This window comes from Micromonospora sp. L31 (assembly GCF_052068075.1).
In the GTDB taxonomy this organism is placed as follows: domain Bacteria; phylum Actinomycetota; class Actinomycetes; order Mycobacteriales; family Micromonosporaceae; genus Micromonospora; species Micromonospora purpureochromogenes.
This window is the reverse complement of record NZ_JBQHDC010000029.1, coordinates 1-1,408: the sequence shown is the minus strand read 5'-3', so window position 1 is coordinate 1,408 and position 1,408 is coordinate 1. Positions and strand designations below refer to the sequence as shown.

Annotated in this window: 1 protein-coding gene; it reads left to right on the top strand. The window is 70.0% G+C overall.

All coding sequences use genetic code 11. The features are described 5' to 3' along the window. Positions 1–102 precede the first annotated feature (102 nt). The gene (locus ACTMS9_RS30630; protein ID WP_441166632.1) at positions 103–1,398 is read left to right on the top strand and encodes an IS701 family transposase; all 1,296 of its coding nucleotides are present in this window, start codon (positions 103–105) and stop codon (positions 1,396–1,398) included. Positions 1,399–1,408 lie beyond the last annotated feature (10 nt).

The following is a 1,408-nucleotide window of genomic DNA, read 5'->3' as shown; positions in this document are numbered from 1 at the left end:
TACTCCAACGTCACTTGGCTTCGGCGTTGGGCGTGGCGCGGGCATGAAGACGGCCACCGCGTTGATCATCGATGGTTTGTGAGGACAACTGAAGATCGCGCGATGGCCGTGGGCCACAGCCTAAACCCCGGCGGGTGGCGGGTCATCCTCGACGAGGCGGCGGCCCGTGTCGCTGACCGGTTCGTGCGGGCGGAGCCACGCCGGACCGCCGGGCAGTTCGTGGAAGGACTGCTGTCGGGCGTGGAACGCAAGACCTGCTGGTCCCTCGCCAAACGGGCGGGTCACGCCGATCCGCAGGCGATGCAGCGGCTGCTGCGCACAGCGGCGTGGGACGCCAACGCCGTCCGCGATGACGTGCGTTCCTGGCTGATCGAGCGGCTCGGCCGCCCCGACGCTGTCCTGGTCACCGACGAGACCGGCTTCCTGAAGAAGGGCCTGTGCTCAGTCGGGGTGCAGCGGCAGTACACCGGCACCGCCGGCCGGATCGAGAACAGCCAGGTCGGGGTGTTCCTGGCCTACGTGACACCCGCTGGCCGGGCGCTGATCGACCGCAGGCTCTACCTGCCCGAGACGACCTGGTGCGACCAACCCGACCGCCTCGCCGCCGCCGGCATCCCGGACGACATCGGGTTCGCGACGAAGCCGGCCCTGGCCCGGCAGATGATCGCCGCCGCGCTGGACGCCGGCGTTCCGGCGGGGTGGGTGACCGGCGACGAGGTCTACGGCGCGGACCCCGGTCTACGCGCCGACCTCGAACACCGCGGGATCGGCTACGTCCTGGCCGTCGGATGCGACCGACGCGTGCACGTCAACGACGGCCGCACCCTCGTACGCGTCGACGAGGTCGCCGCCCGGATCCCCACCGCCGAGTGGCAGCTGCACAGCTGCGGCCCAGGAGCGAAAGGACCACGCGAGTACCTGTGGGCCTGGATCACCACCGCCACCCAGCCAGGTGAGCACCGGTGGCTGCTGATCCGCCGCAACCGCACCACCGGCGAGCTGGCCTTCTACCTGTGCTGGTCACCCCGCCCGATGCCGCTGCACACCCTCGTCACCGTCGCCGGCTCCCGATGGAGCATCGAAGAGCTGTTCCAGACCGGCAAAGGCCAGGTCGGTCTGGACCACTACCAAGTCCGCGGCTGGACCGGCTGGCACCGCTTCATCACCCTGGCCATGCTCGCCCTGGCCGTCCTGACCATCCTCGCCGCCACCACGCAGCGACCCCACGCCGACCCGGAGATCATCGCGCTGACCATCGCCGAGATCCGCCGACTCCTCAACGCCCTCGTCCTCGCCGTGGCGCTCCCACCAGAGCACATCCTGCACCGGTCGATCTGGCGGCGAACATCCCAAGCCCGAGCCCGCCGATCCCACTACCAGCGCAGACAGGCCAAGTGACGTTGGAGTA

What these genes read in the sequence shown, in the direction of transcription:
- ACTMS9_RS30630 (WP_441166632.1), top strand. Translation starts at nt 103, where the DNA reads ATGGCCGTGGGCCACAGCCTAAACCCCGGCGGGTGGCGGGTCATCCTC.